At 67.2% G+C, this 23,684-nt stretch carries 25 protein-coding genes; 13 read left to right on the top strand and 12 right to left on the bottom strand.

Annotated features, from left to right (window positions below):
• The first annotated feature begins 433 nt into the window (after window positions 1–433).
• Window positions 434–2,959, top strand: coding sequence for a sulfite reductase flavoprotein subunit alpha (locus tag LC407_RS14760; RefSeq protein ID WP_223483086.1), 2,526 nt, complete (start codon window positions 434–436; stop codon window positions 2,957–2,959).
• Window positions 2,960–3,045: 86 nt separating this feature from the next.
• Here the strand turns inward: LC407_RS14760 and LC407_RS14755 are convergent, their stop codons facing one another.
• Window positions 3,046–5,583 carry a methyl-accepting chemotaxis protein gene (locus tag LC407_RS14755; RefSeq protein WP_223483085.1) on the bottom strand — a complete coding sequence of 846 codons (2,538 nt, stop codon included), beginning with the start codon at window positions 5,581–5,583 and terminating at the stop codon, window positions 3,046–3,048.
• Between the two features lie 202 nt (window positions 5,584–5,785).
• On the opposite strand from LC407_RS14755, the gene LC407_RS14750 reads away from it, so the two are divergent.
• Window positions 5,786–6,619 (top strand): arylamine N-acetyltransferase, encoded by an 834-nt coding sequence (locus tag LC407_RS14750; protein ID WP_208081852.1) that lies wholly within the window; start codon window positions 5,786–5,788, stop codon window positions 6,617–6,619.
• 32 nt (window positions 6,620–6,651) lie between these two features.
• Here the strand turns inward: LC407_RS14750 and LC407_RS14745 are convergent, their stop codons facing one another.
• Window positions 6,652–7,023, bottom strand: coding sequence for a VOC family protein (locus tag LC407_RS14745; protein ID WP_223483084.1), 372 nt, complete (start codon window positions 7,021–7,023; stop codon window positions 6,652–6,654).
• Between the two features lie 113 nt (window positions 7,024–7,136).
• Here LC407_RS14745 and LC407_RS14740 point away from each other — a divergent pair, with 113 nt between their 5' ends.
• On the top strand, window positions 7,137–7,853 hold the full coding sequence (locus LC407_RS14740; RefSeq protein WP_223483083.1) for a transporter substrate-binding domain-containing protein: 717 nt from the start codon (window positions 7,137–7,139) through the stop codon (window positions 7,851–7,853).
• Window positions 7,854–7,889: 36 nt separating this feature from the next.
• Here LC407_RS14740 and LC407_RS14735 read toward each other — a convergent pair whose 3' ends face one another.
• Both LC407_RS14735 and LC407_RS14730 read right to left on the bottom strand, forming a co-directional pair.
• Complete coding sequence (locus LC407_RS14735) at window positions 7,890–8,792, bottom strand: LysR substrate-binding domain-containing protein (RefSeq protein WP_223483082.1); 903 nt, start codon at window positions 8,790–8,792, stop codon at window positions 7,890–7,892.
• 243 nt (window positions 8,793–9,035) lie between these two features.
• Window positions 9,036–9,590, bottom strand: coding sequence for a GIY-YIG nuclease family protein (locus LC407_RS14730; protein ID WP_134833168.1), 555 nt, complete (start codon window positions 9,588–9,590; stop codon window positions 9,036–9,038).
• Window positions 9,591–9,674: 84 nt separating this feature from the next.
• On the opposite strand from LC407_RS14730, the gene LC407_RS14725 reads away from it, so the two are divergent.
• The gene (locus LC407_RS14725) at window positions 9,675–10,472 is read left to right on the top strand and encodes a serine hydrolase (RefSeq protein ID WP_223483081.1); all 798 of its coding nucleotides are present in this window, start codon (window positions 9,675–9,677) and stop codon (window positions 10,470–10,472) included.
• 69 nt (window positions 10,473–10,541) lie between these two features.
• Window positions 10,542–11,075 carry a hypothetical protein gene (locus LC407_RS14720; RefSeq protein ID WP_099785582.1) on the top strand — a complete coding sequence of 178 codons (534 nt, stop codon included), beginning with the start codon at window positions 10,542–10,544 and terminating at the stop codon, window positions 11,073–11,075.
• Between the two features lie 19 nt (window positions 11,076–11,094).
• Here LC407_RS14720 and LC407_RS14715 read toward each other — a convergent pair whose 3' ends face one another.
• Together LC407_RS14715 and LC407_RS14710 are read right to left on the bottom strand one after the other, a co-directional pair.
• On the bottom strand, window positions 11,095–11,697 hold the full coding sequence (locus tag LC407_RS14715) for a TetR/AcrR family transcriptional regulator (RefSeq protein ID WP_223483080.1): 603 nt from the start codon (window positions 11,695–11,697) through the stop codon (window positions 11,095–11,097).
• 9 nt (window positions 11,698–11,706) lie between these two features.
• Window positions 11,707–12,303 (bottom strand): NAD(P)H-dependent oxidoreductase, encoded by a 597-nt coding sequence (locus tag LC407_RS14710; protein WP_154881142.1) that lies wholly within the window; start codon window positions 12,301–12,303, stop codon window positions 11,707–11,709.
• A gap of 190 nt (window positions 12,304–12,493) precedes the next feature.
• Here LC407_RS14710 and LC407_RS14705 point away from each other — a divergent pair, with 190 nt between their 5' ends.
• A complete protein-coding gene (locus LC407_RS14705; protein ID WP_080149717.1) occupies window positions 12,494–12,895 on the top strand; it encodes a response regulator in 402 nt (133 codons plus the stop codon).
• Window positions 12,896–12,906: 11 nt separating this feature from the next.
• On the opposite strand, the gene LC407_RS14700 is transcribed toward LC407_RS14705, so the two are convergent.
• Together LC407_RS14700 and LC407_RS20900 are read right to left on the bottom strand one after the other, a co-directional pair.
• Window positions 12,907–13,734 carry an isocitrate lyase/phosphoenolpyruvate mutase family protein gene (locus LC407_RS14700; protein WP_025878632.1) on the bottom strand — a complete coding sequence of 276 codons (828 nt, stop codon included), beginning with the start codon at window positions 13,732–13,734 and terminating at the stop codon, window positions 12,907–12,909.
• Window positions 13,735–13,780: 46 nt separating this feature from the next.
• On the bottom strand, window positions 13,781–15,121 hold the full coding sequence (locus tag LC407_RS20900; protein ID WP_223483079.1) for an acetamidase/formamidase family protein: 1,341 nt from the start codon (window positions 15,119–15,121) through the stop codon (window positions 13,781–13,783).
• 269 nt (window positions 15,122–15,390) lie between these two features.
• Between LC407_RS20900 and aroQ the strand changes: the two genes are divergently transcribed.
• From aroQ to accC, 4 genes are read left to right on the top strand one after another with little or no spacing between them, the layout of a single operon-like run.
• Window positions 15,391–15,843 carry a type II 3-dehydroquinate dehydratase gene (gene aroQ / locus LC407_RS14690; RefSeq protein WP_025878630.1) on the top strand — a complete coding sequence of 151 codons (453 nt, stop codon included), beginning with the start codon at window positions 15,391–15,393 and terminating at the stop codon, window positions 15,841–15,843.
• Window positions 15,840–16,262 carry a lysozyme inhibitor LprI family protein gene (locus LC407_RS14685; RefSeq protein ID WP_032976445.1) on the top strand — a complete coding sequence of 141 codons (423 nt, stop codon included), beginning with the start codon at window positions 15,840–15,842 and terminating at the stop codon, window positions 16,260–16,262. Before aroQ ends, LC407_RS14685 begins: the two co-directional genes overlap by 4 nt.
• 54 nt (window positions 16,263–16,316) lie before the next feature.
• Window positions 16,317–16,808 carry an acetyl-CoA carboxylase biotin carboxyl carrier protein gene (accB, locus tag LC407_RS14680; RefSeq protein ID WP_025878628.1) on the top strand — a complete coding sequence of 164 codons (492 nt, stop codon included), beginning with the start codon at window positions 16,317–16,319 and terminating at the stop codon, window positions 16,806–16,808.
• Window positions 16,809–16,820: 12 nt separating this feature from the next.
• A complete protein-coding gene (gene accC / locus LC407_RS14675) occupies window positions 16,821–18,188 on the top strand; it encodes an acetyl-CoA carboxylase biotin carboxylase subunit (protein ID WP_025878627.1) in 1,368 nt (455 codons plus the stop codon).
• Between the two features lie 144 nt (window positions 18,189–18,332).
• Here accC and LC407_RS14670 read toward each other — a convergent pair whose 3' ends face one another.
• Together LC407_RS14670 and LC407_RS14665 are read right to left on the bottom strand one after the other, a co-directional pair.
• Window positions 18,333–18,707, bottom strand: coding sequence for a hypothetical protein (locus LC407_RS14670; RefSeq protein ID WP_105164750.1), 375 nt, complete (start codon window positions 18,705–18,707; stop codon window positions 18,333–18,335).
• On the bottom strand, window positions 18,704–19,669 hold the full coding sequence (locus tag LC407_RS14665) for a hypothetical protein (protein WP_223483078.1): 966 nt from the start codon (window positions 19,667–19,669) through the stop codon (window positions 18,704–18,706). The genes LC407_RS14670 and LC407_RS14665 overlap by 4 nt, the downstream gene beginning before the upstream one ends.
• Window positions 19,670–19,819: 150 nt before the next feature.
• On the opposite strand from LC407_RS14665, the gene prmA reads away from it, so the two are divergent.
• The 3 genes from prmA to fis all read left to right on the top strand — a co-directional run bounded on the left by prmA (window position 19,820) and on the right by fis (window position 21,923).
• The gene (prmA, locus tag LC407_RS14660; protein ID WP_059065374.1) at window positions 19,820–20,740 is read left to right on the top strand and encodes a 50S ribosomal protein L11 methyltransferase; all 921 of its coding nucleotides are present in this window, start codon (window positions 19,820–19,822) and stop codon (window positions 20,738–20,740) included.
• A 42-nt stretch (window positions 20,741–20,782) separates the two neighbouring features.
• On the top strand, window positions 20,783–21,532 hold the full coding sequence (locus LC407_RS14655) for a DUF3426 domain-containing protein (RefSeq protein ID WP_223483077.1): 750 nt from the start codon (window positions 20,783–20,785) through the stop codon (window positions 21,530–21,532).
• Window positions 21,533–21,647: 115 nt separating this feature from the next.
• On the top strand, window positions 21,648–21,923 hold the full coding sequence (gene fis, locus LC407_RS14650; RefSeq protein WP_006397198.1) for a DNA-binding transcriptional regulator Fis: 276 nt from the start codon (window positions 21,648–21,650) through the stop codon (window positions 21,921–21,923).
• A gap of 133 nt (window positions 21,924–22,056) precedes the next feature.
• Here fis and LC407_RS14645 read toward each other — a convergent pair whose 3' ends face one another.
• Together LC407_RS14645 and LC407_RS14640 are read right to left on the bottom strand one after the other, a co-directional pair.
• Window positions 22,057–23,052: a phosphatidate cytidylyltransferase gene (locus tag LC407_RS14645; RefSeq protein ID WP_025878622.1), complete on the bottom strand. Its 996-nt coding sequence runs from the start codon at window positions 23,050–23,052 to the stop codon at window positions 22,057–22,059.
• The gene (locus LC407_RS14640) at window positions 23,049–23,678 is read right to left on the bottom strand and encodes a lysophospholipid acyltransferase family protein (protein ID WP_025878621.1); all 630 of its coding nucleotides are present in this window, start codon (window positions 23,676–23,678) and stop codon (window positions 23,049–23,051) included. Before LC407_RS14640 ends, LC407_RS14645 begins: the two co-directional genes overlap by 4 nt.
• Window positions 23,679–23,684: the final 6 nt, after the last annotated feature.

Raw genomic sequence — 23,684 nt, 5'->3', positions numbered from 1 at the left:
GCGGAAGATGCTGGTGATTCTCAACGCCCGTATGCGTGACGCTCAAGGCGGATCGATCCCCGCCTGAGCGCACCAGAGGGCGTTGCTCCTGAGGCTGCCGGCCAGCGGCCGGCACTACCGTGCCCGTCTGCAGGAGGGGCCCAAGCTCCTCCTGCAACACAGTTGCTCCAAGGACGGATTCACGGCGTCCCCCGCAACCGGACCCACCCCGCCCACCCTCAGGAAGCCCGCTTTTGATTCGGCTGTAGCTTCGGCTGTTGCTGTTGAGGTTGCCGGCCAGCGGCCGGCACTACCGCTTCGGCGGGTGCAGGGCGCAGCCCTGCCGGCAAACCCTCCTTGACCGCAGCGGCCCGCGACCCGGAGAATTACGAGATTAATTCTCATTTGCTGTTGCGCAGGATGCGGGCGGCAGCCTCGACGGCCCTCGATCCCGATGTTCAAGAACGTCCTCTTCCAACTGCACTGGCTGCTGGGCATCAGCGCAGGTGCCATCCTGGCCGTGATGGGCCTGAGTGGTGCAGTCCTGTCGTTCGAGGATGAACTGCTGCGCGCGGCCAATCCCGGCTTCGCCGAGATCGCCGAGCACCATGCCGACAACCAGCAGCCGCTCGCCCTGAGCGAGCTGGTGCCATTGCTGCAGGCAGGCAGCGAGCGGCCGCTGCAGCGCCTGCGGGTGGATGCCAGCGGCCAGCGGCCGTCGGTGGCACGCTTTGCCGGCGGCAAGGACCACTGGGTCTATTTCGACCCCTACAGCGGCGAGCGCTTCAGCGCGCTGCGTGGACAGGCCTTCTTCGATTTCGTCGAAGACCTGCACCGCCACATGGTCGCCGGTGAACGCGGCTCGTGGATCACCGGCAGCTGTGCGATCGCGCTGTTGTTCTTCACCCTGTCCGGGCTGTACCTGCGCTGGCCACGCCGCTGGTGGCACTGGCGCAGCTGGCTGGCGGTGGAATGGGCGCGCAAGGGCCGGGGCTTCCTGTGGAGCCTGCATTCGGTGATCGGCACCTGGGTGCTGCTGATCTACCTGATGAGCGCACTGACCGGGTTGTGGTGGTCGTTCGACTGGTATCGCAACGGACTGACCCAGCTGCTGGGTGTTGCGCCTCCCGCCAAGCACAAGGTCGCCACGGATCAGCCCCTGGATCTGCACAGGGTCGAGGCCACGCTGTATGCACTGCCCGGCGTGCGCCAGGGCTTCATCGACCTGCGCCTGCCGGAGAAGCCCGGTCAAGCGCTCAACGTACGGGTGATGTCGGCGGAACCCGCACAACGGGGCGGCCATCACGACCGCGCACATGACCTGCTGCAGCTCGATCCGGCCACCGGCGCGGTCCTCGACGCGCGCCCCTACGCGCGCCAGGGTGCCGGCGGCCAGCTCACCACCAGCATGTTCGCCCTGCACTCGGGCAGCTTCTTCGGCATGCCCGGGCGCATCGTGGTGATGCTCAGCAGCCTGGGCATGTGCCTGTTCTTCGTTACCGGCTGGCTGTTGTACCTGGACCGCCGCCGCGGCCAGCGTGCCGCCCGCGCGCTGCGGCAGACCGTGCCGGCAGCAGCACCCCATGCCGCGGGCACGCCGTGGCTGGTGGTGCATGCCAGCCAGAGCGGCCTGGCCGAACAGTTGGCCTGGCGTGCGGCGGCGCAGCTGCAGGCGGCCGGCCACGCGGTGCAGGTACTGCCGCTTGCGCGCGTAGCTGCCACGCAGCTGCAGGCCTCCACGCAAGCGCTGTTCGTGCTCAGCACCTTCGGTGATGGCGAACCACCGGACAACGCACGGCGCAGCGCGCGCCAGTTGCTGGCACAGCGTCCGGACCTTTCCGGGCTGCGTTACGGCATGCTCGCGCTGGGTGATCACCAGTACGCGCAGTTTTGCGGGTTCGGCGTGCAGATCGACGACTGGTTGACGCGCTCGGGCGCGCAACCCTTGTTCGCCCGCATCGACGTCGATGCTGCTTCGGTGGGGGCGCTGCGCCAGTGGCAGCTGCAGCTGACCGGACTGACTGGCATCGACACCGACGACAGCGTGTTGCCGGCCGCCACAGTGATGCACGGCTGGCGCCTGCTCGGCCGCACCCTGCTCAACGCTGGCAGCGTCGGCGGCCAGATCTGGAAGATCCGCCTGGCACCGCCGGCCGATGTCGATTGGCAGGCCGGCGACATCCTGCACATCGCGCCCCGCCACGACGCGATGCATGCCAGCGCGGTACTGCGCGCGCATGGCCTGGATCCCCAGCAGCCACAGCTGATCGATGGCGTTGCGAAGACCCTGCTGGAACTGGCCAGCGAACGTGTGCTGCCCGAACCCGGCCGTGCGTTGCAGGTGCAGGATGCAGGCCTGTGGTTGTCGGGCCTGCCGTCACTGCCTGGGCGTGAGTACTCCATCGCCTCATGCGCCGCCGATGGCGAAGTGGAGCTGGTGGTGCGGTTGGTCCACGACGCAGCAGGCCGCGCCGGACTGGGCTCGGGCTGGCTGGCCCTGCATGCGCCGCTGGACGGTGCGATAGCCGCACGCGTGCATCGCAACCCGGGCTTCCATCGGCAGCCGGGCGCGCCGATGCTGCTGATCGGCAACGGCACGGGCATCGCCGGCCTGCGCAGCCTGCTGCGCGAAGCCGCGCACCGGGGCGAGCACGGTCACTGGCTGCTGTTCGGCGAGCGTCAGCGCGCGCACGATTTCCTGTTCGCCGACGAGATCATCCAGTGGCAGGCTGACGGGCATCTGCTGCGCTTGGATCAGGCCTATTCGCGTGATGTGGACGATGGCAGCTACGTACAGCATCGATTGCGCGCTGCGACAGATCAACTGCAGGCGTGGTTGGCACGGGGTGCAGTGATCCATGTGTGTGGATCGCTGCACGGCATGGCCGAAGGCGTGGACCAGGTGCTGCGCGAGGCACTGGGCGATGAAGGGGTGGAACTGCTGCTGGAGAACGGGCGCTACCGGCGCGACGTGTATTGAATCCGTTCGCCGGGCATGGCCCGGCGCTACCCGTCATGGGTTTCAACGGTAGCGCCGGGCCATGCCCGGCGAAGGCGATCAGGCCATCACGCTGCAGCCCGTGCCCGGCGCTCGGGCTGCAGCCGGAACGCGGCCACCGCTTCGGCCAGCGCGCGCACTTGGGTCTGCATCTGCGCAGTCGACGCGCCGGCCTCTTCCACCAGGCTCGCATTGCGCTGCGTGCTGGCCTCCATCTGTACGACGGTCTGGTTTACCTGGGCAATGCCCGCATGCTGTTCGTGCGAGGCACTGCGGATACCGGCCAGCAGGCCGGCCAACTGCTGCACGCTGCTGACGATCTCGTCCATCGTCGTACCCGCCTGCTCGGCCTGCGTACTGCCCTGGTCGACCCGCGTCACCGAATCCTCGATCAGCCCCTTGATCTGCTTGGCCGCATCAGCACTGCGCTGGGCCAGCAAGCGCACTTCGGCCGCCACCACCGCGAAGCTTCGGCCCTGCTCGCCTGCACGCGCGGCCTCCACTGCCGCGTTGAGGGCCAGGATATTGGTCTGGAAAGCGATGCCATCGATCAGCTGGATGATGTCGCCGATGCGCCGCGATGCGTTGCTGATGCCCTGCATGGTGGCCACCACCTGGCCGACCGCGGTGCCGCCGCGCTCGGCAACCCGGGCGGCCTCACGTACCAGTCCATCGGCGCGCTCCGTCGCATCGGCGTTGCGGCCGACGGTATCGGTCAGTTCATGCATCGATGCAGCGGTTTCTTCCAGGTTGGCGGCCTGCTGTTCCGTGCGCTGGGAAAGATCGTGATGGCCGGCAACGATTTCACCCACCCCCACATCCAGGCGGACGGTGGCCTGCTGGATGCGGGTGACGATGTGGCCCAGCTGCGCGACGGTGGCGTTGGCATCGTCACGCATGCGGGCGAACACGCCCTGCAGGTCGCCCTCCAGGCGCACGCTCAGGTCGCCGCGTGCCAGTGCGGCCAGCAGCGCCTGCAGATCGCCGAGGTTGGCCTCGAAGGTGGACAGCAGGCGATTGATGCTGGTCGACAGCGTGCGCACGAAGCCCTGCTTGCCCTCCAGTACGATGCGCCCCTGCAGCTCGCCATGCGCCGCCGCGTCGACCAGTGCCGCCACTTCGGTTTCCAGCAGTGTCTCCAGCGCGCGGCTGCGCCATTCCACTGCCACGCCGAGGAAGTGGTCGTCCTCGACGATGGCGTTGGCGATCAGCTGGTAGCGGGTGCCGGCGTGGCCGATCTCGCGCTCTTCGCGCTGACGGACACCAATCAGCCCCGCCAGTACCGGGTGCAGGCGGACCGCGTCGCTGCCAAGCAACGTCTCTGCAGGAAGATCCAGCAGCTTCAGCAGCGCTGGATTGGCATAGGCCACCTGCCCTTCCGCGTCGACCACCATCAAGCCGGTCTGCGCGCTGTCCAGCGCCTGCCGCACGCGCGTGTTGCCGCGCGCAACCGCGCGCTCGGTTTCGATCCGCGCACGCAGGCGTTGCTGCATGTCGACCAGGCACTGCGCAAGTTGGCCGATCTCATCGTTGGCGTTATGCACGCGCAGCGTGGTGTCGAGCCGATCATCGGCGATATCGCCAGCGAAACGCAGGGTGTCCTGGATCGGTCGACGCACCGCGCGGACGACCAGCACCAGGCTGGTGATCAGCACACCGGCCACCAGCAGCAGAGTGGCCACAAACAGCACGCTGGCCATCCGTGCGCCCGACTGCTGACGAAGCTGCGCCTGGGCCAGTCCCGCAGTCTGTGCCTGCTGGAATGCGGCCAGTGCCGGGCCCACGGCTGCCGCCGTCTCGAGCAGCGACTGTGCTTCCACGTCCAGGCCGACACGCGCGGCGGTATAGCCCAGCAGCGCGGCCTGGTAGGCCTCCATGCCCGTGCGCACGTGCTCCTGCACCTCGGCTGGCAGGCCCGCCAATGCCAGATCGAAGGGCAGCTTTTCTTCGCTGGCACGATCGGCGTGGGTGGAATCGCCATCGAGCAGCAGCAGCGCTTCCTGGCGCCGCATCCGCTGCACATGCAGGGAAAGCGCAGGGCGCTCCAGCGCGTCCACCTGTGCCTGCAGTGCGTCGGCGGACTGCTGCAGCTGCGCGGCCAGGCCTGCGTCGCCGCGCCCCATCTCATCCACCCGCTCGAACAACGCGGCGATGCCCTGTGAGAATGCGTCGACGGCTTCAGTCATCGCCTGCAGCACCTTGCGCCGACCCGCATCCATCGGCATTGCACGCAACGCCTGCAGATCCTGCTTCAACATCCGTTGCGTGGCCAGCAACTGGCTGCGGTCGGCATCGTCGAAACTTCGCGCATACTGGGTCTGCAGGCGCCGGGCCTCGGCCACCCGCGCTGCCAGCGAAGCGACGCGGTCACTGCCGTGCTGGTAGCTGGCCTGATCGCGCGCCGCCTGCTTGCTCGCATGGCTGGTCCAGGCATGGACGGCGGCAATGGCCACCAGGCCCAGGCTGCAGACCAGCAGGGTCGCCTTGAGCTTGTCGGCGACGCTCAGCCGATGGGGCTGCAACCAGCGCAGCAGGCCAGGGAAACGGGAACGCAACCCGGCAACGCGGCTACGCAGGGACCGAAGGTGGGGAACGACGGCCGACATGACAGACTCCAGGCGGAAGGACGCACCTGTATCGACCGGTTGCAGCAGAACTTTAGCCCCGGATTGATTCCTGCCACGAGCGGCGGGCAGTTGTCGCTGTTGTACCGGCCGCAGACGACCGGGGGATGACACCGGCGGGATGCGCTTGACCTCAACCCCGGTTGCGGTATCACAGTGGAGCCCCCCGCCCGTGATGCCTGCCATGCCCATCGACGTCCCCCGCTACCTGCAGCGCCTGCAGCTGGATGCCCCGCCCCCGCTCACCCTGGCCGGGCTGACCCTGCTGCAGCAGCGCCACAACGCCCTGCTGCCGTTCGAGACCCTGACCAGCCTGCTGCGCGACGCGGTGGCAATCGACCTGGACAGCGTCCAGCACAAGCTGCTGCACGCGCAGCGCGGCGGTTACTGCTTCGAACTCAATGGCGCGTTCCTGGCGCTGCTGCAGGCCTTGGGCTTCGATGCGCAGCCACTGAGTGCACGCGTGCTGCTGTCGGCCACCGATGGCGAGCTGACTGCGCGTACGCATCTGCTCCTGCGGGTGCGTCTGCAGGAAGAGGATTGGCTGGTCGATACCGGCTTCGGCAGCCTGACCCCGACCGTACCGCTGCGCCTGCACGAGACCGCAGTGCAGGACACACCGCACGAGCGTTACCGCGTGCGGACGCTGGATGATGGCGACTTCATGCTCGCCGCCGAGGCGGGGGATGACTGGCGGGCGCTGTACCGCTTCGACCTGCAGCCACCGGCGCCGATCGACAACGAGGTAGGCAACTGGTACGTGTGCACGCATCCGCAGTCGAGCTTTCCCGGCCAGCTGCGTGCATCACTGACCGGGCCGGATTGGCGACGCACCATCGGCAGCGGCAACTACACCGAATACCGCCCGGGCCAGGCGCCGGCCAAGCGCCCGCTGCGTGATGTGCAGGACGTGCGCGAGGTGCTGCAGCAGGGCTTCGGCATGCGCCTCCCCGACGATCCGCGGTTGGATCCGGCCATCGCCGACTGGCTGCAGCGATCACGGGCCACGTCCGTGTAGCGCCGCGCCATGTTCGGCTGCCGTCCTTGCCGCTATGGGTTGACGGGTGCCTGCAAGGCAATCCGGTTGCCCTCGCTGTCGCGGATCTCGGCCACCCGCCAGCCACCGGCGACGGCCGGGCCAAAGCACAGCACCGCGCCGGCCTGCAGGGCACGCTGCAGGCTCCGGTCCACATCGTCCACGCCCAGGTAGATGCGCGGGCCCTGCTCCGACGGCACGTAGTCGGTGCCGTGCACCAGCGCCATGCTGGCACCTGCGGCGTCGTCTTTGAACGACAGGTAGGCCATCCGGCAGTCATGCAGGTCGATCGGCGCTTCGATGCGTACCTGCAGCCAGTGCTCGTAGAACGCCACGGCGCGTTCGAGATCGGCGACCGGGACTTCAACATGCAGGATGGGATTCATGGTGATCGTGCTCGGCGTGCAGGTGGATGAAAGGCAGCATCGCAGCCCTGTGCACTACACGATACGGGCCCGACTGGCATGCTGGACAGCCTGCCACCGTACTGGAAACGCCCATGTCCCTGGCCGAACACCGTCATGCCCTGGCCCCGTTGGGCCACCTGCGCGTTGCCATCAACCTGGGCAACCCGGTGCTGGCCCAGGGCAACGCCAATTCACCGCGTGGGCCGTCGGTGGAACTGGCCACCGCGCTGGCACAGCGGCTGGGTGTGCAGGCACGCTTCAGTTGCCACGACGCGGCCGCATCGGTGGTTGCAGCGGCGAGCGACGATGCATGGGATCTGGCCTTCCTGGCGGTGGACCCGGCACGTGCCGACCGCATTGCCTTCAGCGCGCCGTATGTGGAGATCGAAGGCACCTATCTGGTGCGCGATGACAGTCCAGCGCAACGGGTTGCAGACCTTGATCGCAACGGGCTGCGCATCGCGGTGGGACGCGGCGCCGCCTACGATCTGTTCCTCAGCCGTGAGCTGCGGCACGCGACGATTGAACGTGCCGACACCTCGGCCGCGGCCATCACCCTGTTCGACCAGCAGCAGCTGGATGCAGCGGCCGGCGTACGCCAGCCCCTGCTGGCCTGGGCGCAGGCACATCCCGGCCATCGCGTGCTGGCCGATCGCTTCACCGTCATCCAGCAGGCGGTTGCCGCGCCCATCGCACGGCCCGCAACGGCGTTGCAGGCGCTGTTCGCGGAAGTGCAGGCGATCAAGGCCGGGCCGCTGCTGGGCGAGGCGTTCGCGCGTGCCGGGCAGGCAGTCACGCTGTTGCGGTGACGCGCACTCCATGGCGTCGCGCCTGCCCGCGTGGCGCTACCCCGCGTCTGCGGCCTGCATGTGCCGCACGTGCTCGACCGCCTGGGCGTGCAACCATTCGCGGAAGGCGAGGAATCCACGGTGCCGCACCGAGCGCTGCGGATACACCAGCCAATGCGGCCATGCGGTTTTCAGGCGCCGGTCCGACAACGCAACCAACTGGCCGGAATCCAGCAGCAGCCGCGCCCGCGTCACCCGTCCCAGGGCAACACCGACGCCGTCCAGTGCGGCGCGATGGTGGGCTTCGGAATCATCCAGCACCGCCACGTACCGCGCCGGCGGGCGCTGCCCGGTCAGCGCGAACCATGCACCCCACGCGCCGTCGGGGTCTCCCAGCAGCGGCCACTGTGCCAACGGCAGGTGGCCGATGCCGCCCATGCGCTCGATCAGTGCCGGGCTGGCCATGGGCAGCAGCCATTCGTCGAACAACGGTTCCACCACCAGCCCCGGCCATTGTCCGCTGCCCAGCCGCAGCGCTGCATCGAACTGCAGTTGCCGGTCGAAGTCGATCAGTCGCTCGCTCGACTGCAGATTGATTTCGATCTGCGGATGCGCCGCCACGAAGTTGCCCAGGCGTGGCACCAGCCAGGCGCTGGCCATCGACGGCACGGCGCTGAGGGTGAGCACATGCTCCGGTCGCGCGGCGTAGGGCTGGAAGGCTTCGTTGATCGCATCCAGATGAGGGCCCACCTGATCCAGCAGGCGCTGCCCTTCCAGGGTCAAGGCCACACCGCGTGCCTGCCGAATCAGCAGCGGCTGGCCCAGGCGTTCCTCGAGCTGGCGCATCTGATGGCTGAGCGCACTGACCGTCAGGTTCATCGACGCGGCGGCGCGGGACAGGTTGCCCAGGCGTGCGGCAGCGACGAAGCCCTGCAGGGCATGCAGCGGTGGGCGGGACATAAGCCTTGAATTCCTCTCAAGTCGACCTTGCGGAAATGTCGCTTTTTGCACCGCCATGCTGCCCGTATCGTGCATTCCACTCAAGTGGAGGCACGATCATGAACATCTTCAGCGGTCTGTTGTTCCTGCAGGGTCATGTGACCAACGTTGCCCTGGCCCAGCGCCTGGCCAGCCCCGTTCCCGCAGCGCCCGATGCACGCCGGGCACCCCGTCCGGGCAACACCCCGGCCGCCCCGGGCAGTGTCACCACCCGCGCTGCAGGTGCTCGGGCAACCACGGCTGCGGATCGATAGCGAGCGCGCGATACGCATCGATGGCGTCGCGCAGTGCGGCCACGCCGACGGGCGAACGCAGGCTTTCCTCTTCCGGCACCTGCACTGCAGCCCAGTCATGCAGCCGGTCCAGGCGCTGGACCATTGCAGCCCGCAGCCACAGCCGCAGCGGATAGGTGTGATAGCCCTGCCGCGCCAGCGCTTGCACAGCCTCGGCCAATGCAGCGTTGGCCCCGCGCACCCACTCGGTGTGCCCACCGGCCTTGTCCTGCACCGTCATCGGTGCCGGCGCACGATGCAGCTTGAAGGGCCGGCGCAACTGCAGTTCCAGGTCACGCGCATCCCGCTCTGATTCCGCCTCGACCAGCGCGCCTGCTTCCAGATCGAAGAACTCGAACCAGCGCCGATGCAGCGCACTGATCCGGCCCAGCGGATCGCGCGAGAAGCCGATCTTCGCGTAGTCCTCCCAGGCACAGGGAAAGACGTAGGCGAACACGCGGCCATCGATGCGGATGTCGGAATCCATTTCCACAGGATCGCGTGGCGGGTATTCGCAGGATGTGCAGGCAATGCCCACGGCATGCGTACTTCCGGCTACGCTTGCGCGACCATGCCTTCATCGCACGCCCCTCGCACGCCCGTGTCATCGATCACGATCGATGCCGTCTCGCTCGACATTCTGCAGCAGCAGCACGCGGATCTGCGACGACCACCGGCCTCGCTGACCAAGCTGATGACCGCCTACACCGCCTACGACCTGCTCGCGCAGTCGGGCGGTTCGTGGTCGGACATGATCACCATCGACCCGCGCGACGTGCACGAGGTGGCCGACGATGAAACACGGATGGGCCTGGTGCCCGGCGAAAGCATCGCCCTCGGCAGACTGCTGGAGGGCCTGATGGTGGTCTCCGGCAACGATGCCGCGCTCGCCCTGGCCCGTCACCTGGCCGGGTCACAGGCGGCGTTCGCGCAGCACATGAACGACCACGCGCGAGCGCTGGGCCTGCACGATACGCACTTCATTTCCGTGTCCGGCATCACTACCCCGGGGCATCTGTCGACCGCACGCGACATGGCGATATTGGCCGCGCAGGTGCTTGGCCGCTACCCCGATCTGCTGGCGATCACCGCACAGCGCAGCTTCGTGCACCGCACCCTGAACAAGGCCAACCAGAACGCGCTGCTGGGCGAAGACGGCGTGGATGGTTTGAAGACCGGTTACACCCAGGCGGCCGGCTTCTGCCTGGCGGCCACCGCCCGTCGCAGGTGCGCTGGGCACGCGCTGCCACTGCGGCTGATCAACGTGGTGCTGGGTGCTGATTCCCGTGCGTCGCGCGATGAGCAGGTACGTGCGCAGCTTGATGCAGGCTTCGCCAGCGCCGGAATGGCCGACGCCCAACGCGCGTGACCGGCAGGCTGGGCAGACACCACGGGCAATGCGCTCTATAGTCCAGCGCCCGAAGGAGTACCCCCACCGATGGATCGACGACTGCTGTGCTGGATGCTTGCGCTGTCCTGCATGTTCGCCGCTGCAATCACCCATGCCGGCGAACTCAGCCCTGCCGAGACCGACGCGCTGCAGCAGGATGTGCGTTCTCTGCTCTCCACCTTCGCGCGTGGCGATACCGATGCCATGATCGAGCGCACGCATCCGAGCGTGAAGCGTTTTGCCGGCGGCGACGCGGCGTATGCGAAAGCCGCGCGCGATGCGATGAAGGCACTCGGCGACATGGGCCTGAAGGTCATCAGCGATGATGTCGGCGAGCCGACCCGCACCTACGCTGCCGGCGACGAAGAAGTCTGCTTCGTGCCGCGGACCACGGTATTCACCACCGACGCACAGACAGTGAAAAGCCTCACCTTCATGGTCGCCATCCGGCAGGTCGGTGGTACGCAGTGGCGCTACATCGATGGTGCCGCCATGCAGGCAATGCCGGAGCTGCTGCGACAGCTGTTGCCGGACCTGCCGCGTGACGTGCCACTGCCATCAGTCAGCGTCGAGCAACTCTAGGCCGCTTCGCCCACACGATTCAGCTGCCACGCTTGACGATGGCGACGATCACGCGCTCCAGCTCGGCCTCGGCGGCCGTGTGTTCCACCGCACCGGCCGCAACCGCTTCAGACAGGGTTTCGGCGGCACCGAGAATGGCCCACAGCCCGGTAGCCGGCACGGCCTCACCCGCTGCGAACGGGCCCAGCCACTGCGCGCACTTGTCGATGAAATCCTGCTGATAGCAACGGCGTACCGCACGCAGTTCCGGTGATCCGGCCAGCGCGGCGAGAATGTCCTGGATCTCGCTGCCCTGCGACAGCACACAATCGATGTAGCCCGAGGCGATGGCATGCGCGCGATCCTTCAACCGGGCCTTCGCACTGCCGATGCGCTCATCGAAGACCACGGTCTGCTTGTGGTCATAATCGGCATACAGCGCGGCCAGCAGACCGTTGCGTGTTTCGAAGTGGTCGTAGGCCAGCGGCTTGGTGACACCGGCCGCCTCGGCCAGGCGGGCCAGGGTCAGCGCATCGGTGCCCTCTTCGCCGACCAGCGCCCACGCCACGTCCAGCAGCTGCCGGGCGCGCTGTTCACGGGTCAGGCGGCGACGGGGCTCGGGCGCGGCAGGTCTGGAAGGCAAGGGAGATCGTCAGGGCGCGGGGGTTCCGATCTTACGTCCGATGTCCACTGCCGTCTGCAGATGCGCTTCGGCCATGCCGCTGTCGGCGTCCAGCAGCAGCGTGGAGGACAGCACCGGCGCCCCGCAGTAGTCGAAGATGCCCTGGTCGATCTGGGTCTTCATCGCCGCGCCATAGCCACGCCGGTCGATCATCTGCTGGCCCGCGCCGCCCAGCCCGACCAGATGCACCTGCAGCCGCTGCAGCTTTTTTTCCACCTTGCCGTCGGCACCTTCGTCATAGGCCCAGCCCTGGGTGAAGACGCGGTCGATCCATCCCTTCAGCAGCGCCGGGAACGACCACCAGTAGAGCGGGTAGACCAGCACCAGCGCATCGGCCGCATCCAGCCGGGCGTGCTCGGCGGCGACATCGGCCGGCAGCGTCGTGGTCCTGCGGAAGAACGCGTGGTCCTGGGCGTTGAAACGTGGATCGAAGCCTTCGGCCATCAGATCCACCGAGGTGACCGTATTGCCGGCATCGGCGTTGACGATGGCCTCACCGATCCGCGCGGCGACCGCGTGGGTGAGCGAGGCCGGGTCAGGATGTGCCACGACAATATGGGTATGCATGATGGGGCTCTGCTGTTCACTAGTTACCAATGGTAACTACGATTGCCGCCAGCACCAGCACCATCGGTGGAATGCTGTTGCGCGCTGCTGTCGCTGTTGTGCACATCACAGCCACACCGGGCTGCCACGGCCTTGATGCCGGTAAGCGGATGCTTGCCGGACCAACGCAGCATTCGCACGGCAACACACCATGCAGAGCAACAACGAACGACCCGCACCGCTTCCCCGCCTGCTCCTTGTGGAAGACCAGCTCGATCTGGCTGATCTGATGGAACAGGCCCTGACCGACGAAGGCAACGAAATCGCCCACGCCAACAGCGTCTTCGAGGCATTGGGCATGCTCGACAGTGGCCACTTCGATGGCGCCGTGCTGGACGTGGAACTTCGTGATGGCGTGGTATTCCCTGTAGCCGATCGGCTGCTCGAACTGGGCATCCCCTACCTTTTCGCATCAGCGGTATACGACCAGCTGGTGCCGGTCCGGCATCGGCGAGCGCCCTTCCTGGCCAAACCGTTCCATGTGCAGGGCCTGCAGCGCGCGGTGCGCGAAGCGCTCGGCAGGACGGCCACCCCGCCGACGCCGCCGCACTAGCCTGCACGCACCTACGGCTTGAACAACCCGTTGAGCTCGGCACCGGACGGGGTGGCCGGCAGCGCATCGAATGATCCACTGGCAAGCATCTGCCGGGAGGCGTCGAGAAAGCCGGACCACGCGCTGCGGGCCAGCGCACCGCCGACACTGACCCGGCGCACGCCCAGACTGGCGGCCTGCTGCAGCGTCATCACGCCGGGCGCACCGATCAGCAGGTTGACCGGCTTGCCACCGGCGGCCTCCACCACGGCGCGGATCTGCTCTGCGGTCCGGATGCCGGGCGCATACAGACAGTCGGCACCCGCCTGCGCATAGGCGCGGATGCGAGCCAATGTATCGTCCAGATCGGGTCGCCCGACGAAGAAGTTTTCCGCGCGCCCCACCAGCATCACGTCGTGCCCGCTTTCATCGATGGCACGGCGCGCGGCCTGCAGCCGGGCCACGCTGTCCTCGATGCTGCGCAGCGGATGGTCCGCATCGCCGGTGGAATCCTCGATCGACAGGCCGGCCACACCGGTAGCGATCGCCATCGACACGCTCTCGTGCACCGCCTCCGGGCTGCGGCCAAAACCATCTTCGAAGTCGGCGTTCACCGGTAGATCGGTCGCCGCCACCATCGCCTGCAGATGAGCGAGGATCTCGCTGCGACCCATCGCCCCGTCAGGCTGCCCGTGGGCCCAGGCATGGCCGGAACTGGTGGTAGCCAGTGCCTGGGCACCCAGCCGCGCCAGCGCCACCGCACTGCCCACGTCCCATGGATTGGGCAGCAGGAAGCAACCGGATGCATGAAGCGCCCTGAAGGCAGCGCGGCGGTTTCGGATGGCGTCGGCACTCATCACAGACTCCTGGTGGATACGTCTTCCCCGGCTGCTGCCCGCGCAGTGGTCACCTGGCAGCAGGCTTCACGGCGGCGCGGCCCGGTTCCACTGTCGTCTGCAACTGCAGCCCCTGCAACAGTGCCTTGTCCAGCTTTGCCGCCACGCCCACACTGCGCCCGGCCAGGTTGGCCACCTGGTACTGCACCGCCACGCCCAGCACCTGGGTCGCCTCGGACAGTGTCAACCCATAGGCCTGGCGCAGCCACTGCAGCATGCCCGAGGTGGCGGTGCGCAGCGCATCATCGCTGGAGCCACCCTGGCCCAGGGTCATGATCTGCGTTGCCGATTCCACCCGCGGCGTTGCGATCGCATGCTGCTTCAGCAGCTCGACCTTCACCACCACATCCAGCGATGTCTCCAGCGCCCACTGCGTGGTTTCGCCATCGCCCTGGAGCGCATGCCCATCACCCAGGTACATCAGGGCACCAGGCTGCTGCACGGGCAGGTAGACCGTATTGCCTTCGACCACGGCGTTGAAGTCCATGTTGCCGCCGAAGTCACCGGTATCGCCGGTTGAAAACGGCGGGTAGCCGAAGCCCGGCGCCAGCGCCAGGCCGCCGAGCATCGGCTTCACCGGCACTTCGAAATGCCGCAGGCCACCACCTGCGCCCTGCGGACGGGCGACGCCCCTGCTGCGGTCCAGCTGCCAGCGCACCGGCTTGCCCAGCCCAGTGGCTTCGGCAGCCACCCGCGGCGTTTTCAAGCGTCCCACCAGGCCATCCAGGCTGTCGGCGTAGTCACGGTTGAGCTTCAACGAGGTAAGCGTGATCGCCAGCGTGTCGCCGGGTTCGGCACCGACCACGAAGAACGGCCCGACCTGTGGATTGCCGAACAGCGCGCGGGTGACACCCTTCTCGTCCACGCCGCCGGAGTCCAGCGTACGGGTCTGCACCGAGTCCCCCGGCCAGATCACCAGCACCGGCGCACGGTCGGCGCTGAACGTATTGGAGTAGTCCGTCGGCGTGAACACATGGTGCTGAGGTGCGGTCGAAACCCGCGCCGGTACTTTCCAGGCGCTGAAGGCGTGGACGGCACGCGCCTCGCGGTTGTTGGTGTCCGGCTGATCGCTCTGTCCCTGCATCCGCGCCCCGTCAATGCGCCCGTCGAACTGGTAGCGCTGGCCCTGGCTGTCGGTTGCGGTGAATACCATCTGCCCGGCACCCAGGGTGCCGGTGACCGGGTCGGCGTCCAGACGGCCGGCGATACGCCCGTCCTGCACGTCCACCTGCAGGGTCTGGTAGTTCCTGCTGCCCCACAGGTCGGTGGCAACGATCCATTGTTCGGCAGCCAGCGCATTCAAGGGCAGCAGCGCCAGCAGCACTGCAGGCAATCGCATGGGGGTGGGCACGGCGCGAGCATCCAGGAGCGCCGACATGGCGGGTTGACCCAGTGTAGGAACACCCTGGCAACCTCCGCAGTGTCGAACGTAATGCGGCCCGGCCGCAGTCTTCCGGCAGGGGGGGATGGTCGGCACGCGCAGTTTCCACTGTCTATAGTGAGCAGCCATGCGGCGCACGGCCTTTTCAAACGATCGCTTTAAACACCACTAATTTCGCCGAACTGGACAGCATCCTCAGCTTCCGCCAGACTGCCGCCCTTTCCCGTCAATCGGATCCCATGGCGAAGCTGCTGGTCCTGCATGGCCCCAACCTCAACCTGCTCGGCAGCCGCGAGCCGGAGGTCTACGGCCACACCACGCTGGCCGACATCGACCAGGCGCTGGCCGCCCAGGCCGCTGCCGCAGGTCATGCGCTGGAGAGCCTGCAGTCCAACGCCGAGCACGTCCTGGTGGATCGTGTACAGGCCGCACGCACCGACGGAACGGCCTTCATCCTGATCAACCCGGCCGCCTTCACCCATACCTCGGTTGCCCTGCGCGATGCGCTGGCGGCGGTCGCGGTGCCGTTCATCGAGATCCACCTGTCCAACCCGCATACCCGCGAGCCCTTCCGCCAGCACAGCTATTTCAGCGACAAGGCGGTGGGCGTGGTGTGTGGCTTCGGTGCCGACAGCTACCGCTATGCGATGGACGCGGCATTGGCGCGCGTGCAGGCTGCCGCCGCATCATGAGCCTGTCGCGCGTCCTCGCCAGCGTTGTGCTGTGGGCCGGCCTGTGCGGCGCTGCCAGCGCGTTCGACCGCAAGGACGAGGGCATCGACTGCGCGCATCCGACCACCACGATGGAGAGCGACCTGTGCGCCTCGGACGTGGCAGCGGCCGCCGACGTCGAACTCAACACCGTCTACGCCCAGGCACGCAGGCAGCTGCGCACGCCGGCCAACGGCGGCACCTGCAGCTACTGCGGCAACGCCGAACAGGAACTGGTGCTGGCCCAGCGCGCATGGATGCAGCTGCGCGACCACGACTGCCAAGCGGTGTACGCCCTCAATTCCGACGGCACCGCGCGCAACGGCGCGCAGATGCGCTGCCTGATCACCCTCGCGCGCGACCGCACCCGGCAGCTGCGCGACTTCTACGAACTGCTTTGACCCGAGCGCAACGCGCTTCCCACCACACTGACATCAAAGAGCAAAGAGGCCACCATGGATCTCCGCAAAATCAAGAAGCTGATCGACCTGCTGGAAGAGTCGAACCTGGCTGAAATCGAAATCAAGGAAGGCGAAGAGTCGGTGCGCCTGTCGCGCGCTCCGGTGTCCGGCTACGGCATGATGCAGGCCCCGCCGCAGATGATGATGGCCGCTCCGGCCGCCGCCCAGCCGGCCACCCCGGCCATGCCGATGCAGTCGCCGACCGAAGCCTCCACCGGCGGCACCGCCAAGCCGGGCAACGCGCTGCCGGAAGGCCACGTGCTGCGCTCGCCGATGGTCGGCACCTTCTATGCCTCGTCCGCACCGGACAAGCCGGCGTTCGTCAGCATCGGCCAGCAAGTCAAGGCCGGCGAGACCCTGGCCATCATCGAAGCGATGAAGATGTTCAACCCGATCGAAGCCGATGCGTCGGGCACCATCGTCGCCATCCTCGGCGAGAACGGCCAGCCGGTGGAATTCGACCAGCCGCTGTTCGTGATCGGCTAAGGGGCGGCTGCCATGCTCGACAAAGTCGTCATCGCCAACCGAGGGGAAATCGCGCTGCGCATCCTGCGCGCGTGCAACACCCTGGGCATCCGCACGGTGGCCGTGCACTCCACGGTCGACCGCAATCTCAAGCACGTGGCCATGGCCGATGAATCGGTCTGCATCGGCCCGGCGGCGTCGGCGGAAAGCTACCTCAACATCCCGGCGTTGATCGCCGCGGCCGAGGTCACCGACGCCCAGGCCATCCACCCCGGTTATGGCTTCCTGTCCGAGAACGCCAACTTCGCCGAGCGCGTGGAAGAGTCCGGCTTCATCTTCATCGGCCCGAAGGCAGACACCATCCGCCTGATGGGCGACAAGGTCGAAGCGATCCGTGCCATGAAGTCGGCCGGTGTGCCGTGCGTGCCCGGTTCGGGCGGCCCGCTGGGCGACGACATCGTCGCCAACACCAAGATCGCCCGTGAGATCGGCTACCCGGTCATCATCAAGGCGGCCGGCGGCGGCGGTGGCCGCGGCATGCGCGTGGTGCACGCCGAAGCTTCCCTGAAGACCTCCATTGAAACCACCAAGAGCGAGGCCAAGGCCGCGTTCGGCAATGGCGAGGTCTACATGGAGAAGTTCCTGGAGAACCCGCGCCACGTGGAGATCCAGGTGCTGGCCGACGGCCAGGGCAACGCCATCCACCTCGGCGAGCGCGACTGCTCGATGCAGCGTCGTCACCAGAAGGTGGTCGAGGAAGCACCGGCACCTGGCATCACCGCCGAGCAGCGCGAGCAGATCGGCAAGGTGTGCGTGGAAGCCTGCATCCGCATCGGCTACCGCGGCGCCGGTACCTTCGAGTTCCTGTATGAAGACGGCCGTTTCTACTTCATCGAAATGAACACCCGCATCCAGGTGGAGCATCCGGTCACCGAGATGGTCACCGGTATCGACCTGGTCGCCGAACAGCTGAAGATCGCTGCCGGCCAGAAGCTGTCGATCAAGCAGAGCGATGTGGTGCTGACCGGTCACGCGATCGAGTGCCGCATCAATGCCGAAGACGCAGAAACCTTCGTACCGAGCCCGGGCACCATCACCGGCTTCCACGCACCGGGTGGTCCCGGCGTGCGCGTCGATACCCACATCTACAGTGGCTACCGCGTGCCGTCGAACTACGACTCGATGATCGGCAAGCTGATCGTGCACGGTCCGGACCGCGAGACCGCCATTGCCCGCATGCGGGTGGCGCTGAGCGAGATGGTGGTCGATGGCATCAAGACCAACATCGCCCTGCAGCAGCGGATCATGCGTGACAAGGGCTTCCAGGCCGGTGGGCAGAACATCCACTATCTGGAAAAGCGCCTTGCCGAGCGCAAGAGCAAGCCGATCGCGTTGACCTGATCGGCAACTGCAGTCGCTGCACATGAAAAGGGCGGGGTTTTCCCCGCCCTTTTTGCGTTTTTACGGTAGCGCCGGGCCATGCCCGGCGGCCTTCCATCGCCACCGCCCACCCGCCGGGCATGGCCCGGCGCTACCGGCGTGGCGTCAGCGCGCGTCGGCCGCGGTCGCCGGAATCTGCGAGTTCGCCAGAGGACGCACGCCGTTCGGCGAGGTCGGATCGACGATCACCATGGTCTCGCTGGACCCATCGGGCCACACCACCTGGAAGGTGCTGCCGGCCGGCAACGACGAGAACGGCACGCCGCTCTGCGCACGGTAAACGGCGGCAACCTGGCTGGCGCCGGCACGGCGTACGTCCTCCTGTGCCTTCACCGAGGTCAGCTCCACCTTCGACAGATGCCGGTAGCGGTCCTCGTAGGTGTCGATCATCAGCAGGCCTACCGCACCGGCCGAATAGGCCACGAACAACACCACCCAGAACCAGAACTTGGCCCCATGCAGGAATCGACGGTAGTTCATCGCCCGTCCCTCGTTCCAATCAATCGCTTGATCCATTCCTTCATTTTCCCCGCACCTTGCCGCGAAACCGCGGCGTCATACACAAATTCACGGAAGTCCTGCGTTCCATCCGGCGAACAGATCCCTCCATTCGCGCAAAAACTGTTGACCAGCACGCTGTCGGCTCCACAGGGAAGACCGAGTTCGCAGGCCGCAACCCGCCATGCCAGTTCACTCAGCTGTTCACCGGCCACCATGCCGGTCAATGCCTTGTCGCCCGCCGCACGCAATCCCATGCCCGGCGCGATCGCCATGTACGCCTCCGGATCGCGCGAGGTACGTACGCGTTCAACCAGGTCGCGGCGGTACTGCTCGCTGTCCTGCAGTGGCTCACCTTCGGCAAACAACGCCGCTTCGGCCGCCAGGTTGCCCTGCTGGGCCGCACGACGACGCTCGCCGATCACCAGTGCCGGGCCCAGCTTGTCGCCGGGCACGAAGCCACCGCAACGCTGCGCCACCCGTTCGCGCGCCTCCACCATCTCCGGCGCCGCACTCAGGCCGAGGCCGGACAGCACGTTGTTGTCCAGCCGGTAGCCGCCCGGGTCAACGGCGTACTGCGCGCAGTAGTCGTAGACCCGGCTGAGCATCCAGCGCGCCTCGTGGTTGCCCTGGTCGGCCTGCACGCGCAGGCGCTGCGCGTAGGCGTACAGATCGGTGGCACTTTCGATGTCGGCGCGGATATCCAGCGGCAGGCCCGACGGCAGCGCGGTGCCACGTTCGAAAGCCGCGAGGCGGCGTGCCAGCGCTTCGGGCATCACCGGTGCCAGCGCGCCCTGTGCATCGCTGGCCTGGGTGGCCAGCGGCACGTCGACGTGCGCGTCCATGGCCCGGCTGTGGCCGTTGGCCCGATAACCGGCCACGCCCAGCACGGCCACGGCCGGCAGGACGAGCAACCAGGTTTTCAGGGTCGGGGCGAAGGCCATCGGCAACGGTCGGCGGTACGGCGCACAGGAAAGCGCCGAGTTTAGCAAGGCCCGTGAGCCCTGTCTGAATCGGCTTCGTTCATCTCAAGGCATACGGAGACGCCCTGATGGTCTAGCATGGCCCCCTTTCCCGCGATTGCCCTCACCGCCATGCCGTTCCTGGAACTGACCCTGCGTTGTACTGAAGCCACCCAGCCCCGCTATGAGAATGCGCTGGAGGATGTGGGCGCGCTGGCGGTGACCCTGCTTGATGCCGAAGCCGACACCAGCAACGAACAGGCCATCCTCGAACCCGGCGTGGGCGAGACCCCGCTGTGGGACACCCTGGTGCTCAGCGCGCTGTTCCCGGCCGACAGCAATGCCTTGCTGCTGCTGGCCGCGCTGGAAGCCTTCGACCCGGAGCTGGACTGGAGCAACGGCAGCTTCCGCGCCGTGGAAGACGAAGACTGGGAGCGCGCGTGGCTGGACCAGTTCCAGCCGATGGACTTCGGCAGCCGTACCTGGATCGTGCCGTGGAACCACGAGCTGCCGGAAGCCGCGCAGGCCGCCGACGCCGCCATCGTGCGCCTCGACCCGGGCCTGGCCTTCGGCTCGGGCACCCACCCGACCACCGCGCTGTGCCTGCGCTGGCTGGACCAGTTGGCCGTTGATGGCCAGCTGCAGGGCCAGCGCGTGCTCGACTTCGGCTGTGGCTCGGGCATTCTCGCCTTGGCCGCGCTCAAGCTCGGTGCCGCCCAGGCCATCGGCGTGGACAACGACCCGCAGGCGTTGATCGCCACCGCCGACAATGCCGAACGCAACGGCGAACAGGCGCGCATGCAGGTGTACCTGCCGCAGGACGAACCGGTCGCCACCTACCCGATCGTGGTCGCCAACATCCTGGCCTCCGCGCTGGATGCACTGGCCGAACTGCTGGCCGCCCGTGTCGCCAGCGGTGGTCGCATCGCCCTGTCGGGCATCCTGCATGGCCAGGAAGACGAACTGCTGCAGCGCTATGCGGCCTGGTTCGACGACCTGCAGGCCACCCAGGATGGCGACTGGATGCGCATCACCGGCGTACGCCGCGCCTGATCGTGGTTGAATGACCGCTGGATCCGAGCCCGCGCCCTGAGCATGTCCGAGCCGAACCCACCGCGCCGCCCCCTGGCCACGTTCCTGCGCACCGCGCCGGGACGCGATGCCGCGCCTGAAGCCACCGAACCGCGCGAACCGGCGCCGAGCGATGCAGCGCCGGTGATCGAGGACATCGACCCGGCAACGGACATCGTGGCGGCAACCGAAACAGAACCGCTGGCCGCCGCTGATCCAATCATCGAGCCGGACTTCACCGCCAAACCCGGCATCGTTGCCACCGCCGCCGATGCGCCCAGCTTCCTCGGCGTACGCCCGCGGGCGCTGCCCACCCCACGCTGGCATTGGCTGCTGGTGGCCGCGCTGGCGCTGCTGCTGTTGCTGCAGAGCGTGTTTGCCGACCGTGCACGGCTGGCCGCCGATGCCGGTACCCGGCCGTGGATCAGTGCGCTGTGCAGCGTGCTGCGCTGCGAGCTGCCCGCCTGGCGCGAGCCCACTGCATTGACCATGACCAGCCGTGAAATCCGCCCGTTGCCGGCCCAGCCCGGCGTGCTGCAGATCCAGGCCAGCATCCGCAACGACGCGCGCTGGCCGCAGGCCTGGCCGGACCTGCGCCTGTCGCTGTCCGATGCCGATGGTCGTGTGATCGGCACCGGCGTGTTCGCACCAGCGCAGTACCTCGGCGAAAACCCGGGTGCGGCCCCTCTGGAACCGGGTCAAAGCGCACGCATCGCCTTCCGCGTGCAGGAGCCTGCCGCATCCACGGTCGCATTCACCTTCGAGTTCCTTTGACCTGGGCCTGACCGTCCGGCCGTGGCAGGTCGGGCACGCTCGCGCTAGACTGACCGCCATCACCTCATCCGGTCCGGCGCCCCGCGTGCATGGACCAACCAGATCGGGAACCCCCTTGAACGCTGTCCTTTCTCGTCCTGACAACAGTCGTGGCGCTGCCCGGCCACCGCTGCGCGAACATGTGGCCCAGTCCGTGCGCCGTTACCTGCGCGACCTCGATGGCTGCGATGCGGACGATGTCTACGAGATCGTGCTGCGCGAGATGGAGATTCCACTGTTCGTGGAAGTGCTCAACCACTGCGAAGGCAACCAGAGCCGCGCAGCGGCGATGCTGGGCATCCACCGCGCCACCCTGCGCAAGAAGCTGAAGGAATACGGCATCAGCGCGTAAGCGCAGCATGGGTAGTGCCGGCCGCTGGCCGCAACCGCAACACACTGTCATCATTCATGGGGTTGCCGGCCAGCGGCCGGCACTACCGGCTCCGGTAGATCCACGCCATGCGTGGATGAATCTCCCCCGCAGCTCAACCGCCACCTCCCGCCTTCCAGTAGTAACGCACCACGTGGAAGAACACCGGCGCGGCGAAGCACACTGAATCCAGCCGATCGAGCATGCCGCCATGGCCCTCGATCATGTTGCCCCAGTCCTTGATGCCGCGGTCGCGCTTGATCGCCGACATCACCAGGCCGCCCCAGAACCCCATCAGGTTGATCAGCAGCGACAGGCCGAACGCCTGCAGCGGCGTGAACGGGGTGATCCACCAGAGGGCGGCGCCCAACGCGCTGGCACAGAGCACGCCGCCCACGAAGCCTTCCACCGTCTTCGACGGCGACAGCTTCGGCGCGATCAGGTGCTTGCCCAGCAGCTTGCCCCAGATGTACTGCAGCACGTCCGACGACTGCACCACGATCACCAGGAAGGCGAACAGCAGCACGTTGCGCGCCGGATCGTAGCCCGGCACGCGCAGGTTCAGCAGCAGCGGCACGTGCGAGATGCAGAACACGCAGATCATCAGGCCCCACTGCACCTTCGACGTGCGCTCCAGGTAGTGGGTGGTGTCACCACCGATGGTGGCCAGGATCGGCAGGAACAGGAACGCGTACACCGGGATCAACAGCGTGTACATGCCATACCAGTCGATCCACACCAGGTAGTACTGCCACGGCAGCACGATGTAGAACGCGGCCAGCAACGCGTAGTAGTCACCTGATCGTGTTGGCGCCAGGGTGATGAATTCGCGCAGTGCGAACAGCGAGATGATGGCGAACAGCACGATCACTCCGGCGCGCCCGAAGAACAGCGCCAGCCCGACCACGATGGCCATCACCCACCACGCGCGGATGCGCGAGACCAGGTTGGCGATCACCGCGCTGGGCTGTCCACGCTGGCGCCAGCGCAGGGTTTCGGACACCAGCGTGGCCAGCACCAGCACCGCGCCTACGCCCGCGAACAGCAGCCCTGTCTGCTGGCCCACACTGCGTGCGGCAAGATCACCGGACACATCGATCATGAAGCTCATGCACGGCCTCCATTCGGTGCCAGAGCCAGCAGCGCCTGCCGGCTGCGTGCCAGGAACGCCGCCTTGTCCTCATCGGCCTGCAGCCGCAGCGGCGTACCGAAGGTTGCCGTGCACAGCAGCGGCAGCGGCAGGAAACGCCCTTTCGGCATCACCCGCTTGAGGTTGTCGATCCACACCGGCACGAACTCCAGCTCCGGGCGTTGCCGTGCGAGGTGGTAGATGCCGCTCTTGAACGGCAGCAGCGGCTCATCACCGATGTTGCGCGTGCCTTCCGGAAACAGGATCAACGAACAGCCCTCGTCCACCGCGTCACGCAGCACCTGCAGCGGATCCTGATGGCGGTTGCCGGCCTCGCGCTCCACCAGCACGCCATTGAATACCGCGTCGATCAGGTAACGACGCAGACCGTCGCGCTGCCAGTACTCGGCGGCGGCGACCGGCCGCACCTGGCGCCGCAGCGCCGGCGGCATCGACGACCAGATCAGCACGAAATCACCATGACTGGCATGGTTGCCGTAGTACACGCGGTGCTCGCTGGACGGCGCGCAGCCAACCCACAGCGCGCGTGCGCCGGTCACTACATGGATGGCCGCGCTGCAGGCGCGGGCGATCAGTTCAGCAAACATCGGCAC

Origin of the sequence: Stenotrophomonas sp. OVS01A (genome assembly GCF_019969775.1) — a bacterium.
GTDB classification, from domain to species: Bacteria; Pseudomonadota; Gammaproteobacteria; order Xanthomonadales; family Xanthomonadaceae; genus Stenotrophomonas; species Stenotrophomonas indicatrix.
Note: the sequence above shows the minus strand (reverse complement) of the source record. Positions and strands in the feature narration are given on the sequence as shown.